The organism is Petrotoga sp. SL27 (assembly GCF_002924605.1).
In the GTDB taxonomy this organism is placed as follows: domain Bacteria; phylum Thermotogota; class Thermotogae; order Petrotogales; family Petrotogaceae; genus Petrotoga; species Petrotoga sibirica.
Genome location: NZ_JAIP01000012.1, coordinates 195637 through 212508, shown reverse-complemented (window position 1 = coordinate 212508; position 16872 = coordinate 195637). Strand labels below are relative to the sequence as shown.

20 protein-coding genes are annotated in these 16872 nt (G+C 33.8%); 5 read left to right on the top strand and 15 right to left on the bottom strand.

Annotated features, from left to right (window positions below; all coding sequences use genetic code 11):
• The first annotated feature begins 5 nt into the window (after positions 1 to 5).
• From AD60_RS10705 to AD60_RS05435, 3 genes are all read left to right on the top strand, one after another.
• Complete coding sequence (locus AD60_RS10705; RefSeq protein WP_370445634.1) at positions 6 to 74, top strand: hypothetical protein; 69 nt, start codon at positions 6 to 8, stop codon at positions 72 to 74.
• A gap of 192 nt (positions 75 to 266) precedes the next feature.
• Entirely contained in the window at positions 267 to 884 is a 618-nt protein-coding gene (locus AD60_RS05440; protein ID WP_103876644.1) for a cyclodeaminase/cyclohydrolase family protein, read from the top strand.
• 24 nt (positions 885 to 908) lie between these two features.
• The gene (locus AD60_RS05435) at positions 909 to 1097 is read left to right on the top strand and encodes a hypothetical protein (RefSeq protein WP_103876643.1); all 189 of its coding nucleotides are present in this window, start codon (positions 909 to 911) and stop codon (positions 1095 to 1097) included.
• 54 nt (positions 1098 to 1151) lie between these two features.
• Here AD60_RS05435 and AD60_RS05430 read toward each other — a convergent pair whose 3' ends face one another.
• From AD60_RS05430 to AD60_RS05415, 4 genes are read right to left on the bottom strand one after another with little or no spacing between them, the layout of a single operon-like run.
• The gene (locus AD60_RS05430; protein ID WP_103876642.1) at positions 1152 to 1910 is read right to left on the bottom strand and encodes an acyltransferase; all 759 of its coding nucleotides are present in this window, start codon (positions 1908 to 1910) and stop codon (positions 1152 to 1154) included.
• Between the two features lie 33 nt (positions 1911 to 1943).
• Positions 1944 to 2498, bottom strand: coding sequence for a nicotinate (nicotinamide) nucleotide adenylyltransferase (gene nadD, locus AD60_RS05425; RefSeq protein WP_103876641.1), 555 nt, complete (start codon positions 2496 to 2498; stop codon positions 1944 to 1946).
• 15 nt (positions 2499 to 2513) lie between these two features.
• Positions 2514 to 3836, bottom strand: a complete 1323-nt coding sequence (gene obgE / locus AD60_RS05420) for a GTPase ObgE (protein ID WP_103876673.1) — start codon at positions 3834 to 3836, stop codon at positions 2514 to 2516.
• A 16-nt stretch (positions 3837 to 3852) separates the two neighbouring features.
• Complete coding sequence (locus tag AD60_RS05415) at positions 3853 to 4824, bottom strand: cation diffusion facilitator family transporter (RefSeq protein WP_103876640.1); 972 nt, start codon at positions 4822 to 4824, stop codon at positions 3853 to 3855.
• A 229-nt stretch (positions 4825 to 5053) separates the two neighbouring features.
• Between AD60_RS05415 and AD60_RS05410 the strand changes: the two genes are divergently transcribed.
• Both AD60_RS05410 and AD60_RS05405 read left to right on the top strand, forming a co-directional pair.
• Positions 5054 to 6154, top strand: coding sequence for a nitronate monooxygenase family protein (locus AD60_RS05410; protein ID WP_103876639.1), 1101 nt, complete (start codon positions 5054 to 5056; stop codon positions 6152 to 6154).
• A gap of 127 nt (positions 6155 to 6281) precedes the next feature.
• Positions 6282 to 7448, top strand: a complete 1167-nt coding sequence (locus tag AD60_RS05405) for an iron-containing alcohol dehydrogenase (RefSeq protein ID WP_103876638.1) — start codon at positions 6282 to 6284, stop codon at positions 7446 to 7448.
• A gap of 71 nt (positions 7449 to 7519) precedes the next feature.
• Here AD60_RS05405 and hisC read toward each other — a convergent pair whose 3' ends face one another.
• From hisC to AD60_RS05350, 11 genes are all read right to left on the bottom strand, one after another.
• Positions 7520 to 8617, bottom strand: coding sequence for a histidinol-phosphate transaminase (gene hisC / locus AD60_RS05400; RefSeq protein WP_103876637.1), 1098 nt, complete (start codon positions 8615 to 8617; stop codon positions 7520 to 7522).
• Entirely contained in the window at positions 8614 to 9270 is a 657-nt protein-coding gene (hisIE, locus tag AD60_RS05395) for a bifunctional phosphoribosyl-AMP cyclohydrolase/phosphoribosyl-ATP diphosphatase HisIE (protein WP_103876636.1), read from the bottom strand. Before hisIE ends, hisC begins: the two co-directional genes overlap by 4 nt.
• Positions 9257 to 10015 (bottom strand): imidazole glycerol phosphate synthase subunit HisF, encoded by a 759-nt coding sequence (gene hisF / locus AD60_RS05390; RefSeq protein WP_103876635.1) that lies wholly within the window; start codon positions 10013 to 10015, stop codon positions 9257 to 9259. Before hisF ends, hisIE begins: the two co-directional genes overlap by 14 nt.
• Positions 10015 to 10701 (bottom strand): 1-(5-phosphoribosyl)-5-((5-phosphoribosylamino)methylideneamino)imidazole-4-carboxamide isomerase, encoded by a 687-nt coding sequence (gene hisA / locus AD60_RS05385; RefSeq protein ID WP_166667748.1) that lies wholly within the window; start codon positions 10699 to 10701, stop codon positions 10015 to 10017. The genes hisF and hisA overlap by 1 nt, the downstream gene beginning before the upstream one ends.
• A 22-nt stretch (positions 10702 to 10723) precedes the next feature.
• Positions 10724 to 11314, bottom strand: coding sequence for an imidazole glycerol phosphate synthase subunit HisH (hisH, locus tag AD60_RS05380; RefSeq protein ID WP_103876633.1), 591 nt, complete (start codon positions 11312 to 11314; stop codon positions 10724 to 10726).
• An 11-nt stretch (positions 11315 to 11325) separates the two neighbouring features.
• Positions 11326 to 11862, bottom strand: coding sequence for an imidazoleglycerol-phosphate dehydratase HisB (hisB, locus tag AD60_RS05375; RefSeq protein WP_103876632.1), 537 nt, complete (start codon positions 11860 to 11862; stop codon positions 11326 to 11328).
• Positions 11859 to 12989, bottom strand: coding sequence for a histidinol dehydrogenase (gene hisD / locus AD60_RS05370; RefSeq protein WP_341805470.1), 1131 nt, complete (start codon positions 12987 to 12989; stop codon positions 11859 to 11861). Before hisD ends, hisB begins: the two co-directional genes overlap by 4 nt.
• 52 nt (positions 12990 to 13041) lie before the next feature.
• The gene (gene hisG, locus AD60_RS05365) at positions 13042 to 13665 is read right to left on the bottom strand and encodes an ATP phosphoribosyltransferase (protein ID WP_370445633.1); all 624 of its coding nucleotides are present in this window, start codon (positions 13663 to 13665) and stop codon (positions 13042 to 13044) included.
• Positions 13666 to 13670: 5 nt separating this feature from the next.
• Entirely contained in the window at positions 13671 to 14456 is a 786-nt protein-coding gene (locus tag AD60_RS05360) for an ATP phosphoribosyltransferase regulatory subunit (RefSeq protein WP_103876629.1), read from the bottom strand.
• Positions 14457 to 14769: 313 nt separating this feature from the next.
• Positions 14770 to 15378, bottom strand: coding sequence for a transglycosylase SLT domain-containing protein (locus AD60_RS05355; protein ID WP_103876628.1), 609 nt, complete (start codon positions 15376 to 15378; stop codon positions 14770 to 14772).
• 37 nt (positions 15379 to 15415) lie between these two features.
• The gene (locus tag AD60_RS05350; RefSeq protein ID WP_103876627.1) at positions 15416 to 16861 is read right to left on the bottom strand and encodes an alpha-amylase family glycosyl hydrolase; all 1446 of its coding nucleotides are present in this window, start codon (positions 16859 to 16861) and stop codon (positions 15416 to 15418) included.
• Between the last annotated feature and the right edge of the window lie 11 nt (positions 16862 to 16872).

The window sequence follows — 16872 nt, the reverse complement described above, 5'->3', positions numbered from 1 at the left end:
CCGAAGTGTTGTTAGATTTGAAGTATAACATAATACCCCATTTTATTATATCATTTTTTATTCAAAAAAAATAAGGTTTAAAAATACCAATTAAATGTGATTAGGAGCAATTAAACGACTTTAGAAACAATTAGAAGGATATATCCTCCAAATCGTATTTATTGTTTTTCAAATTACTTTTGATAAAATATATACCAAAGAACAGAAGTTATAAGAAAAATTGATATGTATATTGTGTTAAATATCACAAAAAGGAGGAGTTTTATTTGTTATCCGATATGAGCTTAAAAGAATTTTTAGAAAAGCTTTCGTCCAACGAACCTGCTCCTGGAGGTGGAAGTGCTGCAGCATTAGCGGGTTCTATTGCGGCTAGTTTGGGATGCATGGTAACAAATTTAACTATCGGCAAAAAAAAGTACGAAGAAGTTGAAAAAGAAATGAAAAATGTGAAAGTAAAGTTAGAAGAGTATAGAGACAAATTCCTTCAACTCATGGAGGAAGATGCAGAAGCTTTCAACGAGGTGGTAGAAGCATTAAAACTTCCAAAGAGTACTGAAAAAGAGAAAAGAGTCAGAAATGAAAGAATCCAAGAAAAAACAAAAAAAGCCACCCTTGTTCCTCTACAAATAGCCAAAGATGGGTTAGAACTCATGGAACTTTCAGGGGTTATAATAGAAAAGGGTTATAAAATGGCTAAAAGCGATGCTGCTATTTCGCTTATAATGGCTAAAGTAGCTGTTCATGGTGGATTATACAATGTAAAAATAAATCTCCCATCGATTAAAGACGAAGATTTTCTAAGAGACATCAACAGTCAAATTGAAAAAATTGAGGGAGAAGCAAACACCCTTGAATTAAGACTACTATCCAAAGCTAATATATAATTTTAAAAAAGGGGGTGGAACATAATGGATGAAAGAGAAAATTTAAGAGAAGGATTAATGAAAAAAAAGAAAACTTTAGAAGCAGAAAAGAAATCTATAGAAAAGTATATGGGTCCTCATGAACACGATGAATCTCTTGAAAAAGAATGGGAAAGGATTAACCAAGAGTTAGAGCAAATTGAAAAACAGTTGGAAGAAATAGAGAACGAATAAAAAATTGGCCGGTTCTCTACCGGCCATATTTTATGAAACTCATTTGAAAAGGATTTAGGGGTGAAAATAAGTTTGATTTTCCAACAATTCCTCTTTTGGTACGTTTCGAATCTCTTTGGCGGGAACACCGACGTATATTTTTTTTGGTTCCAAATTTTTAGTAACCACGCTTCCGGCGCCAACCAACACATCTTCTCCAATTATTTTTCCTGGTAATATTGTGGCGTTAGCTCCTATTCTTGCCCCCTTTTTGATAATTGGACCTTTGAAAAGCGTTTTTCTCTTCTCTGTTCTTCCTAAAAATTGATCGTTGGTAAAGGTAACTCCTGGAGCTATGAAACAATAATCTTCTATTGTAGAGATGGCCGTAATGTAAGCCTCTGTTTCTATCTTTACGTAACTACCTATTTTACTTTTATTTTCTATTGTTGCGCCTTTTCCGATGATAGTATGTTCTCCAATTTCTACATCTTCTCTTATGCTCGTCAAATCTCCAATAAAAACGTCATTTGATATTTTAGTACCTTTATATAAGATGCAACATGCTCCCACGATGACATTATTGCCCAAAGTTATAGGAGAAAAAGTTTTTGTTTCTGTTATGGCAGAATTTTTAGCTTTAAGAGGAGATTTCCCTATTATAGAATTATCTGATATTGTACAGTTTTCTCCAATAATACTACCTTTTTTTATTATTACATTATTTCCTATTATAGTACCTTTTTTAATAACAACATTTTCTTCAATTATAGCGTTGTAACCTATTTGAACGTTATTATCAATTTTAGCGCTTTTGGCTATATAAGAAGACATTTTTTAGCCCCCTTAGGTGTATAAAAAATAATTTTAAGAAAACTCTTTTAAAACTTCTTTTATTATCTTATCGTCTACCAAACCTTTAACGGTTTTTCCCTTTTTAATCCTTTGTCTGATGTCAGTTGATGAGATTTCAACGATAGGACTTTCCAATTTCACATACTCAAAATCTACACTGTCTGGTTTTTTTTCTTCAAAGTATCTAGGATAGACTACTAATTTTACCTTCTTCAATATTTCTTCCCATTTATACCATTTGTGAAAGTTTTTAAGGGAGTCTTCGCCTATCAAAAGATAAATATTTTTATCAAAGTTCGATAAATATTCGATGGTTCTGATTGTGTATGACGGTGAGGGCAGTTTATTTTCTATATCGCTTACTTCGAAATAATGTTCAAAAAAAACCATCTCACACCAAGAATACCTCTTATCGAAATTTGCTATGAAATCTATGCTCTTATGTGGGGGATTTTTAGAAGGTACTATTAAAAATCTATCAGGTTTAAATTCATCATAAGCTATCTCAGCGATTATTCTATGACCTATATGAGGAGGGTTAAAACTACCGCCAAAAAGCATCAACATGGCAAACACCTTTTCTTATGGAATGTATTCAAAAGCGAAATTTCCAATGTACACCGTATCTCCTTCTTTAACTCCCGCATTTCTTAGAATTTTATTCAGTCCGTTTTTTTCTAATGTATTTAAAATTAATAGACGAGAATCTTTTTGATGGATATCGTATCTGCTTAGCAACTTTTCAACGCCGTCCCCCACAACTTCAAATGTTTCATTATCCCACTTTATAACGTTGATTTTTATATAAGGATCGGGTTCATAGCTGACGGGTTGTATTTTTATTTTTTCTGTTACAATGGATTTCAACCTTTTTTGGAAAGACTTTTGTTGCTCAATTTTTTCTTTACTTATATGATTCCATACCATAGTTATGAGCTCTTTAATGTTTTCACCGGTATAAGCGGAAATTGGGAAAATATCTTTACCCGTTCTATTCTTGAAATCTACTAATCTTTTTTCCAGGGTGTCTTTCTGTATAGTATCTATCTTATTTGCAACTATGATCTCTTTCTTTTTAGAAAGAATATGAGAAAAAGACTCTAATTCTTTTCTAATTTTTATATAATCCTCTACTGGATCATCTCTTTCAAAACAAGATATATCTATAAGATGTACCAAAATAGAACATCTTTCAATGTGCCTTAGAAATTGATCTCCTAAACCTTTTCCCAAATGTGCTCCCTCTATAAGTCCGGGGATATCAGCTACCACGAAAGAATAACCTGTGTCTACTTTTACCACGCCTAAATTTGGAACTATAGTTGTAAAAGGGTAATCAGCGATTTCTACTTTGGCGTTTGAAATTCTTGAAATTAATGTAGATTTACCCACGTTAGGATAACCAATCAAGCCGACATCTGCTACAATCTTTAAGACGAGCTTTAGATTTTTAGATTCACCTTCAACACCTTTTTCTGCGATTTTAGGAACCTGTAGAGTTGAAGTTGCAAATCTCGCATTTCCTCTGCCGCCTTTACCTCCACGAGCAACAACCAAATATTGTTCCGGAGCTTTTAAATCTGAAAGTAATTCGTTGGTTTCAATATCATAGACACAAGTACCTACGGGTACCTCAATCAAAACATTTTCTCCGGTTTTTCCAGCTTTCTTTTTATTTTTACCATTTTCCCCGTTTTTTGCTCTAAAAATTTTCTTGTATTTAAAATCTACCAATGTATTTTTATTGAGGGTTGATTTGATGATAATCGAACCACCATCTCCCCCGTCTCCGCCATCTGGCCCGCCCTTTTCTACGTATTTTTCTCTTCTAAAGCTTACAGCTCCATCGCCTCCTTTTCCAGCAATCACTTTGATATTCACTTCATCTACAAAATCACCGATCAAAACGTTACACCTCCACTTATTTATCAAAAATCCTTTTAATAGAATTTTTATCGAATCCAAATTCTTCTTCCTCTATATTCCCTAAAGGTTCAACGTGGATTATCACATCTTTTATGTAAGGATTTATTTTTTTCAACTCCCTTTCAACTTGAGAGGCTATTTCATTAGCTTCTTTGATTGTCATGTCTTCGTCTACTTCGATATGAAGTTCGACAAAATAGACATATCCAGCTTTTCTCACTCTAATTTTATGGGGATTATAAGCTTTACCAATCTTTTCAACGGCTTCTAAAGTATTGTAATAGATTTCCCCTAACTCTTTTGAACTGCCCATAAACTCATCCGAAGTTTCAAGGAACATCTTTATTCCAACTCTGAATATGAACACGGATACAATAATTGCTACCAACGAATCTACCCACATTATATTTAACGTAAGGTAAAATATTATACCAATGAAAACAGACAAAGAGGTTAAGATGTCATTTTTCATATTTAAAGCATCGGCCACTAAAGAAGAATTTCTTATTTTATTTCCGACGGAGAATTTATACTTATATAAAAAATATTTGGTAACTATCGAAATCAAAGAAATCCATAGTACTAAATAAGGCCTGTGAATTAAAAAATTATGGTTTATTATACTTTGAATGGAACCTGTAAGAACTTGAAAACCTGCGTAAATAATTACTAAAGATAAAACCTTAGTAACTATCGTCTCAGCTCGTTCATGGCCAAAAGGATGGCTCTCATCTGCAGGCTTACTTGAGATTTTCGATGCAATTAAAGTTAGTATCGAAGTTATTATATCTGTAGTTGAATCTATTCCATCAGCTAAAATAGCCATACTACCCGTAATGAAAGAGATAACTAATTTTAAAAAAGCAAGGGCCGTGTTTATTATTATTCCCATCCATGAGACATTTGCGGCTAATTTTTCTCTTTTTGAATTAACCTGAAAAGCTTCTTCATTTAGTGTTTTCTTCAAATAATATTCTCCTTTGTTGACTTCTATGAATATCAGTTAAAATTGAAATGCAGTACACCTCTGTGCATTGCTTATTATACCACAAGTAATATTCTTTAAATGAAATTTTTTTTCACATAAAGTTCTTTTATGATATAATTAAAATGAATAATTAAATGGGTAGGGAGCGGGGCGAAGGGACGCCAAAGCAACTAGCAACTAAAAGTAGTGTAGAGCAAAAAAAAGGAGAGTGAATCTTATAAATATTTTAAACATCAATGGTTTAGTTCCAAAGTTGCCTATAATCCAAGGGGGTATGTCCGTTGGTATTTCTCTTGATAATTTAGCATCTGCGGTAGCAAATGCCGGAGGGATTGGAATAATAGGTACTGCGGGTATTGGGTTAATCGAAAATCCTGAAACGAGAAAAGTGAAAGAAGCCAATATAGAGGGTCTTAAAAATGTTATTAGAAAGGCAAGGGAAAAGACAAAGGGAATAATTGGCGTTAATATAATGACCGTTTTGACTGATTATAAGGAGCTTGTGAAAACATCGATAAAAGAAGGAATAGATTTAATAATATCTGGAGCAGGGTTGCCTTTAAGTTTACCTGAATTTCTAGATAAAGAATCTAAAACAAGGTTAGTTCCTATAGTTTCTTCTTTAAAAGCTGCCCAAATAATATTCAAAAAATGGTGGATGAAATATAAGTACATTCCTGATGCATTTATTGTGGAAGGTCCAAAGGCTGGGGGACATTTGGGATTTAAAAAGATTAACCTGGATAACCCTGAATTTCAACTCGAAGTTACCGTTCCTCAGATAGTAGGTTTCTGTGAGGAAATTAAAAAAGAATACAATAAAGAAGTACCTGTAATAGCTGCTGGTGGTATCAATACACCTGAAAAAGTAAATGAAATATTTGCATTAGGTGCAAAGGGGATACAAGTAGGAACTCCTTTTATAGCCACGCAAGAGTGTGATGCCGATATAAAATTTAAAGAGGCTTTGATAAATGCTAAAGAAGAAGATATAGTAATAATTGAAAGTCCCGTAGGCCTTCCGGGAAGAGCTATCAAAAACAAATTTATAGAAGATGTTTCAAAAGGGATTAAAAAGCCATTCAAATGTCCTTATCACTGTATTAAAACGTGTAATTTTGTTGATGCTCCTTATTGTATAGCCCAAGCGCTGCTTAACGCGGCAAAGGGGAATTTAAATGACGGATTTGTTTTTAGCGGACAATACCGTTACAAAATCGATAAAATTACAGCGGTACAAGAAGTAATAAACTATCTTTTTGGAATCAACGTAGATAAAGCGAAAGAGCCGTCTCCTCAACGCTCATAGAGACGGAAATTTGTGACAAGTTCAGCTAGTCACAAAAGTTGAGAAGATTCATTCCATGCGAAGAGGTTCTAAGTATAAATTTAAAAATTTTAAAGACAACAAAAAATAAAAAAGAGGAGGTCGCGTTATGTTAAATTTTAAATTTGTAAGTCCGACACGAATAATCTTCGGGAAAAAAGCCGAAGAAAAGGTTGGGGAAGAGGTAAAAAATTATTCCAATAAGATTTTATTTCACTATGGGCAAGGAAGCATTAAAAAAACAGGTTTGTATGATAAAGTGGTAAAATCTTTAAAAAATGTAGGAGTTGAGTTTGTTGAATTGGGTGGTGTTCAACCCAATCCCAGATTAAGTTTGGTAAGAAAGGGCATCGAAATATGTAAAAAAGAAGATATTACTTTTATACTGGCTGTAGGTGGTGGAAGTGTAATAGATTCCGCAAAGGCCATAGCAGCAGGAATGAAGTATGATGGAGACGTGTGGGAATTGTACGAAGGGAAGGGAATTTTGAAAGAAGCGCTTCCCGTTGGTGTCATTCTAACCATACCTGCTGCTGGTAGCGAAGCTAGTATGGGATCGGTTATTACAAATGAAGATGGATGGTATAAAAGAGCAATAAATTATGATATTTTAAGACCGGTTTTTGCAATAATGAATCCTGAACTAACTTATACTCTACCACCTTTTCAAACAGCTGTAGGAGCGGTAGATATGTTAACCCACGTAATGGAGAGATACTTCACCAACACCCAACATGTTGAGTTAACCGATAGGTTGAGCGAAGCCACTATGAGAACTATAATCCACAATGCACCTTTAGCCCTTAAAGACCCTTACAATTACGACGTCAGAGCTGAAATTATGTGGGCTGGTACCGTTGCACATAACGGTTTATTAGGAACCGGAAGGGAAGAAGACTGGGCAACTCATGGTATAGAACATGAAGTGAGTGGCATTTACGATGTTGCACATGGAGCAGGTTTGGCTGTTTTATTCCCTGCTTGGATGAAATATGTTTATAGGCACGATTTAAACAGATTTGCTAGGTATGCTGTAAATGTTTGGAACGTCGAAGCTGATTTCTTTAACTTAGAAAAAACCGCTTTAGAGGGTATTAATAGACTTGAAAAATATTACAAAGAGGATTTAAAATTACCAATCACCTTGAAAGAATTGAAAGTTCCCGATGACAGATTCGAAGAAATGGCACAAAAGGCAACGGAAAGAGGACCTGTCGGTAATTTTGTAAAACTTTACAAGGAAGATGTTCTAAATATCTTAAAATTGGCAAGGTAAAAAAGGGCTTTACGCCCTTTTTCCATTTTTAAGGATATTCTTATTCTTATTATTCTTATTATTATTGCTTTTTAACGTTCGTAAGTCTTAATCTGTTTATCAAAATTTTTGACTAATTCTTTAAAAAGAGCTAAAAACTTTTGATTTTCTTCTTTGGTTCCAACGGTTACTCTAATTTTATTTTCTAAAGTCCCAGAGTATTTTCTCAAAAGTATTTTATTTTCTAAAAAGTAGTTGTAAACAGCTTTAGCTGTTAAGCCATCTGTTTTATCAAAATCCAGGAGTATAAAATTAGCATCACTTTTTAAGGCAACTCTTCCAAGCTCTTTTGAAAGCTTATTTCTTTCTTCGATGATGTAATCAATTTTTTCTAAAATGAGATTATAATTTTCTAATAAGGTTTCTACCATCTTTTCAGTTAATACGTTGAAACTGTAAGGGGATTTTATTTTCATTATTTGTTTAACTATTTCTTCATTGGCTATTAAGATACCTGCTCTGATACCTGCCAATCCGAACGCTTTGGAAAATGTTTTTAATATTATAAGATTAGGGTAGTCTTTTAAATACTGGATCATGCTTGTTTTTGAGAAATCCGCATATGCTTCATCAACAATTACAGGGGATCCTGTTTTTAAGGCTTTTAAGATCTCTTTTTGGGGTTGCAAGTTTCCCGTAGGATTGTTTGGTGAGCAGATGAATATCATACTCGTTTGATCATCTGCGGCTTTATCTATGTCTTTTATTTCGTAATTGGTATTCAAAGGGATTTTTTTTACTGAAAGGCCATTGAGGACGGAATAAAATTCGTACATTTCAAAAGTAGGCGGACAAACTATTACATCCTTTCCAGAAAAGATTTTAACCAAGTAAGATATCGTCTCGTCACTTCCATTTCCAACCACTATGTTGTTCATGTCAAGATCTATATTATATTTTGAAAAATATGAGTTTAAGAAAGTCGCTATTTTTTGTCTGATGTTGTCAGCGGTTAATTCGGGGTACCGATTTATGTTTGTTTCTGTTATCTTTTGGAAAAAGATCTTTTTAAGGTCTAAAGAAAGATCGAAGGGATTTTCATTTTTGCTGAGATCTATGAATCCATCGTTGATATAAGTATTAGAAGGTTTGTATTCCTCAAAACTTTTTAAAATTGGGTTGAATTTCAACTTTGTTCACCTCCCTCTGGTGAATGTCTCTTTTTTAATTCTTGAACAACTTCTCCTATATCTATTCCTTCGTAGGTTAATAACACCAACAAATGATAAATCATATCAGCGGTTTCATATATTGTTCTTTCCCTATTTGGAGCAACTAAAACTTCAACAGCTTCTTCTCCAAACTTTTTATAGATTTTTTCCTTTCCTTCATTAAACAAATAAGTTGTGTAAGATCCTTCTTTGGGGTTCTTTTTTCTATCTTTTATAACTTCTTTTAATTGGTTCAGAAAATCCAGTGAGTAATCTATATTGGATTCAGGTAGTTTATCGATATGTTCAATTTTTCTAAAACAACTTTTAGTTCCTAAGTGGCAAGCTGGACCCGTTTGATCAACTTTTAAGAGTAATGTGTCATTATCACAATCTACGTACACTTCTTTCAATTTTTGATAGTTCCCGCTAGTTTCTCCTTTCATTCTGATCCTTTCTTTGCTTCTAGAGTAGTAATGAACATATCCTGTTTCTAAAGTTTTACTAAGGGCTTCTTTGTTCATATAACCTAAAGTTAATACGTCACCATCGAGACCTTGAACTATTACAGGTATGAGGCCATTGTTTTTTTCCCAGTCTAACTTGTCTATTATTTGCTCATAATCTAACATTTATTCCCACCTTCTTCAATTGAATTTTGAGGTCTTTTGCACTGTAGATACCAAAATGGAATATGGATGCAGCAAGAGCGGCATCTGCACCGATTTGAAAAACATCGATAAAATCTTTAACTTCTCCTGCCCCACCTGAGGCAATAACTGGGATTTCTACAGCGTCAACTATTTGTTTGGTTAAATTCAAGTCGTACCCTTTTTTTACACCATCGGTGTTCATAGAAGTAACTAACACTTCCCCGGCTCCCAATTCTTGGCACTTTCTAGCCCAGTCAACAACGTCTAAATCCGTTTTTTTACTTCCTCCATGTGTGTATACATAGTACTTCTCGCTTTCAGCATCTTTTTTTGCATCTATCGCTACCACTACGTTGGAGCTCCCTATTATTTTTGAACTTTCTTTAATTAAATTTGGATTTTCAACAGCAGCTGTATTTATAAACACTTTATCTGCTCCACATTTTATTATTTCTACCATTTGTTCTACCGTTTTCAATCCACCACCTACGGTGAAAGGAATGAAAAGTTCTTTGGCAATCTCCTCAACAAGATTTTTGAGTATATTACGTTTTTCTTTAGATGCAGTTATATCTAAGAATACGATCTCATCCACCCCATCTTTTTCATATTTTTTGGCTAATTGTACTGGATCTCCTGCGTCTTGTATATTCTCAAATTGTACCCCCTTTACAACTCTTCCTTCTTTTATATCCAAGGCGGCCACTATTCTTTTTGTCAGCATTATTGTTCACCTCTTAACTCCTGCAAATTGATTTTACCTTCGTAGAGAGCTTTTCCTATTATAGCCCCATTGAAACCTATTTTTTTCAATTTTTTTAAATCTTCTTTTTTAGTTACGCCCCCAGCATAAATTATTTCTTCATCTTGCCAGAATCTTTTTATGTTTAAAGAAACACCTTCTAAAGTTCCATCTTTGCTTGTGTCTGTATATATGAATCTGTTGGTGTATTTTTTAAAAATAGAAAAAGCATCTTCTAAGGTAATTTGTGAGTTTTCTAACCAACCTTTTGTTTTTAAAGTTCCGTTCTCGACATCCAAACTTATGGTGATATTGTTAAAAGCATTGGTGACATTTTCTAAGAATTCTAAGTTAAAGGCTGCCGTACCTATAATTACATAGCTCACACCTATTTCGTAGGCATCTTTTATGCTTTCAAAGGTTCTTAATCCTCCACCCAGTTCAACTTTCAACCCAGTTGATTGGATTATTTGTTTTACAACATCTAAATTTTTTACAATGCCTTCAAAAGCTCCATCTAAGTCAACAATGTGAATAAGATCAACATATTTTGAAAATTCTTTGGCTATTTCGATTGGATCTCCGTATTCTTTTATTTCATTTTTGCTACCTTTGAAGAGTCTTACCACTTTTTTGTTCATAAGGTCTATTGCGGGTATTATTTTTATGTTGTTGATAGACTTCACCTCGTTATAGATTTTTAAAATTTTCTAATAATTTAATACCTTTTTCGCCTGATTTTTCAGGATGGAACTGCACTCCGAATACATTTTCCTTTTGAACACTTGATGCAAATCTACAAATTTTTCCTCTGCTTTCGTATTCTGTGTATGAAATTATGTATTTTTCCTCAGTTGTTACGTAATAAGAATGTACAAAATAGAAGTAACTTCCATTTTCTATTCCTCGAAAAATCAGATAATCTTTTGTAAATTCAACACTGTTCCAACCTATGTGGGGTACTTTGATATTTTTAAACTTAACCACTTTTCCAGGTAAATATGAAAATCCCGTGCCTTCATCTTCTTCACTGCTTTTAAATAACAGCTGCATTCCTAAACATATACCTAGAAAAGGTTTGTTTTTGTCGATATGTTCCAATATATAATCTTTTAGAGGAAATATATTGTTTGAAACTATTCCAAAAGAGCCTACCCCTGGTAGTATTATTTTATCCGCTGTTTTTATGTCACTTATTTCATTGCTAATAATGCCTCCGACGGCTTTTTGAACATTTGAAAAGTTACCGACTCCACCATTTAATATGACTATTTTCTGCATATGTACCACCTCTAGACTTCGTAAACTCTATTTGTACTTTCGTGTTTGTCACTTGGTTCAAGGGCAGTTTTTAAAGCGCTACCCAAAGCCTTGAAAGAAGCTTCAATTATATGATGAGCGTTTTCACCATTTATTTGCTTCATATGGATAGTTGATTGCAAATACCTTGATAGCCCTAGAACTAATTCTTTGAAGTTGCCTAGGTCAAAGCCTTTTTCAGAGTCTTTAATGTTGATATCTATATTTGTATAAGATCTTGAAATATCAATCGAAACGAGTATAAGAGCGTCGTCCATTGGTAATATAGAGGTTCCGAACCTTTTTATCTTCTTGCCTTCCACTTCATTCTTTAAAAATTGGCCGATTGTTATTCCCATATCTTCCCATAAATGGTGATTAAGGTCGAACTTTGCCTTGATGATTACGTCCTTTTCCATGTAGTAGAATAGAGTTTTCAATAAATGATTCAGAACAAGATCCCCGGTATCAACAAATAATTCTTTAGAATAATTGATTTCTATGTCTGTTTCGTCAGTTTTTCTTCTCATTTCCTCACCTCCATAGATTTTTTGTGTTGGTACATACCTTCGATTTCCGCCATTCTTATACCTAAGTATCTCTCTTTTAACAATTCTTCTTTACTCACTTTTGCGATGGATATTTTTTTTGTAAAATCTGATAGGTTCAAAACCGAGGAGAAACGTGCTGCACCACCTGTTGGAAGTACGTGGTTAACACCCAAGAAATAATCCGCTGCGGGTACAGGTGTGTAATCTCCCAAATAAACAGCCCCTGCATTTTGTATGAGAGGTAGTACTGATTCAGGATCTTTTGTCATTATCTCTAAATGCTCAGGCGCTATTTCGTTGGTTTTAGCTGCACAATCTTCCATACTTTTGAAAAGATATCTCTCTATCCCCTCTCTTTGGCAATATTCATATAATTTTTTAGAAGTAGTGATTAAGAAAGATCTAGATTCATAACCATGTTCAAGTTGGGAGAGCAAGTCGTTTAGAATGTATTCTGGTTTTGCTGTCTCATCTGCTATCACGCAGATTTCTGATGGTCCTGCCAAGCTGTCTATTCCAACTTCTCCAAACACCTGTCTTTTTGCTTCATTCACGTATTGGTTTCCAGGACCAAATATTTTATCTGCTTTCTTCATACCGATGCCGTATGTCATAGCAGCAATAGCTTGAATTCCACCAATTTTGTAAACTTCTTTTATCCCCAACTTTTTTGCTATATAGATGATGTAAGGGTTTATTACCCCGTCTTTTGGAGAGGAAGTGATCAACATTTCTTTTACACCTGCAATTTTGGCTGGAATAGCGACCATCAACAAACTCGAAGGTAGAGGTTTACCACCTGGAACATAGATACCTATCCTGTTTATTGGTCTATTAATCAGTCCATAAGTTGAGTTGTATTCATTGGAATAAAAAATATCCTCTGTTTTTTGTTTTAGATGGTAATTCTCCAATCTTTGAATCGTTTTTTCTATAATTTCTTTATCTTGCGCGGGGATTTCTTCGTCGATATTCCATTCTTCAACTTTTAATTCTAAATCACCATTATAATTATCGAATTGTTTTGAATACTTTTTTACTGCAGGCATTCCGTTGTTTTTTATGTCCTCCAATATCTGTGAAACGTAGTTCTGTAATTCCATTATGTTTCCCTCCTTCGATTTTTTTATGCTGTCTTTAGAAACTTTGAAATTTGTTTTAATTCATATTTTCCTCGTTTTTATATTTCTTTGCTTTATTTATTAAATCGTTTATAAAATCGAACTTAGTCTTTTGGGTTATCCTGTTTACCAAAAGTACCGCAGAGATATCCATTATCTTGTATGCTTCTTTTAAATTGTTTGCTTGTATCGTGTTTCCCGTATCAACAATATCTACTATTGCATCCGCTATACCGGTTTTTGCTGCCAATTCTACCGCTCCATTTAATTTAAGTATTTTCACTTTTAAACCCTTTTCAGAAAAGAAATTTTTTGTAATTTCAGGGTATTTGGTTGCTATTCTGTAGCCTTCCATCTTTTGAAAAGATATTTCTCTGTTTTCGGGTAAAATGATACTCATTCTACATTTACCAAAAGGTAATTCTAATGGTATATAAACTTCGTTGCTCCTTTCAAGGGCAACGTCACTTCCGCATATCCCAATATCTACCCCATTTTCTACGTATACAGGTACATCAAAAGCTCTGGGAAAATAAAAGGTATAACCATTTTCATAAGATATAAGTTCTCTGTGGGCAGGTTCTTTAACATTAATACCTATCTTTTTTAAAAAGTCTTTGCTGTCTTCCAGTAATCTTCCTGATGGCAATGCTGTTGATATAGTTGTCATCTCATCATCTCTCCTATAATATCCAAATTTAAAGCCATTCCACACGAATATTTGCCGTTTATCCTGTATTGACCACCGTTGCCTAAAAGGTAACCATTATCCGGTGAATAGATTTCAAATACAACATCCTCATAGTAATTCATGTATTTAATTGTTCCAAGGTCTATGTATATTCTGGGGTCGTTAAGGTTTTTAATTATTGTGTTTAATTTTGGAATGTTTGTTTCTTTTCCTCTGTAATTGAAAAGAGTTGCTATGGATACTTTTACCTCCTCATCCAACGGGAGATTTTCAATAATCTCGAAATTTCTCAGCTCAACAGCCCTTAAAATTTTATCTCTGTATTGTGGAACTCCTTTTAAAATTCTCTCCCAACTCCTTATTGAGCTTACGTCTATAAAGAAATTTTTTATATCCAACAGTGATAGAATTTCGATGGTTAAACGCAGAATCTCTTCTTCGATTTGAATTTCTTTCCCATTTAATATTTCAAATCCGAACTGCCAAACATTGGATAAATTTTCATCTAAAACTTCCGAAATGTAAAAGATTTTTTCTTTTTCTTCTACTTTATCCATGTCGATCAGCCAAGAAGTCACATCGGGTTTCAAAAGGTAAAAATTTCTTCCATCTGCAAATTTTAGTCCCTTTATTAAATTTTCGGAATACTTTGTTATAGAAGGAGGAAACAGCTCATAAAAATCGTGTTTAACTAGGACAGTTCTGATTTTGCTTACAATATTTGATAATTTCTGAGATTCTGCAAAGATATCTTTTTTCATTTTAAACCCCTTTCTTTTATATTTTAAAAGATAAAAAACCGGTCACGAGAAATCGTGACCGGTTATTACGCTTAGCCTTGTATGCAGTGATTTACAAATAACAACATACATGGCATGTGTTAACTCGGTCACGCCATGTATGATGATGAATATTTAAATTAAACAATGTTTTTGAATTGATGTTTGTTTTAAGATTAGACATTATATTTACCCCGTTTATAATAAATTTTCAAATTAACTAACAAAATTTTATCATATTTTTGCGGCAATGTCAATCAAATAAACTTTTCTCAACAAAAAACAAATAGTATTCTTAAATGATGGGATATCTAATGGCAATTCTGTTTATTTTATAGACTACTTTATTTGCGTAATAAATATTCCCACCGCCATTGTACCAACCTATGGCTTTGTAAGGATCGCCGTGAGTTTCCATCAAATACTTCAAATAGGCTGTACCAACTAGTATGTTGTACCTTGGATCTACTAAAAGCCTATCTTCGATCCAATCTAAACTTGTTTCAGTATAGTTCAAGCTTTCAAAAAGTTCAGAATATTTGTTCACAACAAACTGTGCGGTTGATGGTCTGAGTTGCATGTAACCTACTTCTCCGTAACTGCCAATAATATTTTTGAAATTTGTTTCTGTGTCAATTATTGCCGCAATCATCAGCGGAGATATTTCAAAGAATTTTGAGGCCTCCATAATGGAAGAAACAAGCAAGTGCAACCTATCTTGCGACATCTCCTTCCCAACTGCTACTTTGTATTGTGATGAAATAAAATCGAATAAAACGGTTTTAATCGTTATATCTTCTTTGGCATTTTCTTGACTGTTAACATTTACATAGGGGGATAAAGAGAACGCTGCCAACGAAAACGTTAAGAGCATTATAATAGTAGTGTATCGTTTTTTGTGCATTTTTGTATCACCTCTCTAATGGACCCCCACGATCCCTTCAACTTTTTTTGATTAAATAAACACCGTAAGGTGAAAGTTCAACATAACCTGGTACTGCTTTATTGTTTCCAATAGACAGTAATTCATCTCCATTTTCAAGCAAAACGGAGCATTTGGAAGATTTTAGGTTATAATAAGCTATAAATTCATTTAATTGACTATAACACCTTAATTTTACCATATTTTGGTCAAAATTCAAAATCTCAATTCGTGCATCATCGATCCAGGGGTTAGACTTTCTAAATCGAATCAAATCTTTTATGGTGTTTAAAATGGAATTTTTTTGGTTTATCTGTTCTTCGACAGATTCACCTGAATATGGAGGGTTGAATTTAAAGCCTTTCCATTCTGTTTGACCAGGCCCAAAACCATTTTCATACCAGTGAAATGGTTCTTGACTGTCTTCTGTAAAATTAACATCTTGCGGAATACCTTTCATTCCTGTTTCCTCACCATAATAGATAAAGGGAATGCCAGGAAGTGTGTAAAGAATTGAAAAGCCCAACTTCACTTTCTTTTCATCTTTTAAGTCAGACAGAATCCTTGTCATGTCGTGATTAGTTAAGAAATTACCTGACATAGATAGGACCTTACCATTTGGTAAATACTCTGTCATACATTTTTTCAATGTTTCTACTAGATCTTGAGGTGATTCATTTTTTAAGGTCATCTTTAAATCCTCTGCAAGTGGGAAGTTGAAACCTATATCGAATATTCCTTCGTACTTTCTTACAATTTCCGGTGCATCCCATACCTCACTTATAACTAAGGCATCTTTTTTTATCGATTTTATATAGCTAACCATCTCTTTCCAGAATTCGATATTTTTTTCATGTTGGTAATGGAACCTCATCTTTTCAAGGTCAAAATCAAAAATGTGTTTTGCGGCATCCAGTCTGAAGCCATCAAAACCATTGTCTAACCAGAATTTAAAAATTCTTTTTATCTCTTCCCATAATTCTTTGCTTTCAAAATTAAGGTCAGGTGAGGCAGGACCAAAAATGCCATAAAAATATCTATCACCTATCTTTTGCCAGATTTTACTTTCGTCCCAATGTCTTTTTTCTTCTAAATCAGCCTTCTCGTTGGCCCAAATAAACCAATTTTTGTATGGCTCTTCTCCCTTAAGTGCGCGTTGAAACCATTCTGATGTAACTGCCACGTGATTAATAGGAAGATCAAGGATGAATTTTATACCTTTCTTGTGTCCCTCTTCTAATGCCTCTCTTAAATCTTTTAGATCCCCATAAACAGGATTAACCTCGAAAAAATTAGAGACTGTATAACCGTGAAAGGCTGGAGATTTCATAATTGGTAGCAGCCAGACATGATCTATTCCCAAATCACACAGGTAATCCAATTTTTGTTTTAAACCCTGTAAATCTCCAAGACCGTCGCCATTTGAATCATAAAAAGAGCGTAAATACAATTCATAAAAAGTCATTTGTTTTCCTC